The 1,587-nt window shown below is 36.9% G+C and carries 1 protein-coding gene; it reads left to right on the top strand.

Annotated features, from left to right (window positions below; translation table 11 throughout):
• Positions 1-187: 187 nt before the first annotated feature.
• Positions 188-1,306 (top strand): DNA polymerase III subunit beta, encoded by a 1,119-nt coding sequence (gene dnaN / locus RM541_RS17325; RefSeq protein WP_311501389.1) that lies wholly within the window; start codon positions 188-190, stop codon positions 1,304-1,306.
• The last annotated feature ends 281 nt before the right edge of the window (positions 1,307-1,587 follow it).

Genomic DNA, 1,587 nt, shown 5'->3' with positions numbered 1-1,587 from the left:
AATAAGATATTCCTGCGGAAGAACATATTAACAAGAAACTTCAGATTAAAACTACCATTGCACTGTTATTCAATATTTTACAATAAACAAAGTGCATTTTTCTGTTAATAAAAACTAGTGCTGCAGCCTTCCTTTTCTGAAGTAATAAAATATATTTGTATTAGATTCAAATTAATCAACAAAGCCGATGAAATTTATTGTATCCAGCAGTTATTTGCTGAAACAGCTACAAATATTGGGTGGTGTAATTAACAACAACAATACATTGCCAATTTTAGACAATTTCCTTTTCGATCTTAAAGAAGACGAATTAACTGTTTCTGCTTCAGATTTAGAGACTACCATGTCTGCAAAACTTAAAGTAGAATCAGATTCTGAAGGAAAAATTGCTGTTCCCGCCAAGTTGCTTTTAGAAACGCTTAAAACTTTTCCCGAGCAACCTTTAACTTTTGTTGCTGAAGATAATAATACCATAGAACTTAGCTCTAACCACGGTAAATACGCACTTGCATATGCCGATGGTGAGGAATTCCCGAATCCGGTAGAACTTGAAGAGCCAAGTAGCACTCTAATTGAAGGCGATATACTTGCAACGGCAATTAGCAAAACAATATTTGCCTCAGGAAATGACGATTTACGCCCGGTGATGAGTGGTGTTTTCTTCCAGTTTTCAGACGAAGGTTTAACTTTTGTGGCTACAGATGCTCATAAACTGGTAAAATATTCCCGGGAGGATGTTACCGCTTCCCAGTCGGCAGAATTTATTATGCCGAAGAAGCCTCTAACTCTTTTAAAAGGAATCCTTGCCGGAAGTGAAAGTGAAGTTCTTATTGAATATAATGAGTCCAACGCAAAATTTACCTTTGATGACACCCAGCTAATTTGCCGACTTATTGACGGAAAATATCCAAATTATGAAGCTGTAATTCCGAAGGAGAATCCTAATAAACTTAGCATCCAGAGAAATCAATTCCTAAGTTCTGTAAGAAGGGTTTCTATTTTCTCCAATAAAACCACGCACCAGGTACGACTTAAAATTGCCGGTGCCGAACTTAATATTTCTGCGGAAGATGTTGACTACAGCAATAAAGCTGAAGAAAGATTGACCTGTTCTTACCAGGGCGACGATATGCAGATAGGTTTCAACTCCAGGTTCCTTACCGAAATGCTGAATAATTTGAGTTCAGATGAAGTACAACTGGAAATGAGCCTTCCAAACCGCGCCGGAATCCTGACTCCAGTCGACGGACTAGATCCTGGAGAACGAATCACCATGCTGGTAATGCCGGTAATGCTTAATGGCTAGTTAGAGCGCTGCGCTGTTAGATTTTTAGATAAAAAACCGATCAAATTTTGATCGGGTTTTTTATTTGGGATTTTCTGAAAAAACCAGTGAAATCTTCGGGATCCCTTATAATTTATTCGTGCATTTCGGGCAAAAACTAATTATCGATAATTGTCGTTTTTGAGCTGCCTCTTTAATTAAATAATAAATCAGAAATAACTCTCAAGATCACAACCACACTTCGACAAGCTATTAGATTAGCAGAATAAATAATTCAGTAAATTATATTGATTTTCTGAAGA

Source organism: Autumnicola psychrophila (assembly GCF_031846645.1).
GTDB classification, from domain to species: Bacteria; Bacteroidota; Bacteroidia; order Flavobacteriales; family Flavobacteriaceae; genus Autumnicola; species Autumnicola psychrophila.
This window is presented reverse-complemented; position numbering and strand designations above follow the sequence as displayed.

Coding starts and splice junctions, on each gene's coding strand:
- dnaN (WP_311501389.1), top strand. CDS start 188: ATGAAATTTATTGTATCCAGCAGTTATTTGCTGAAACAGCTACAAATA.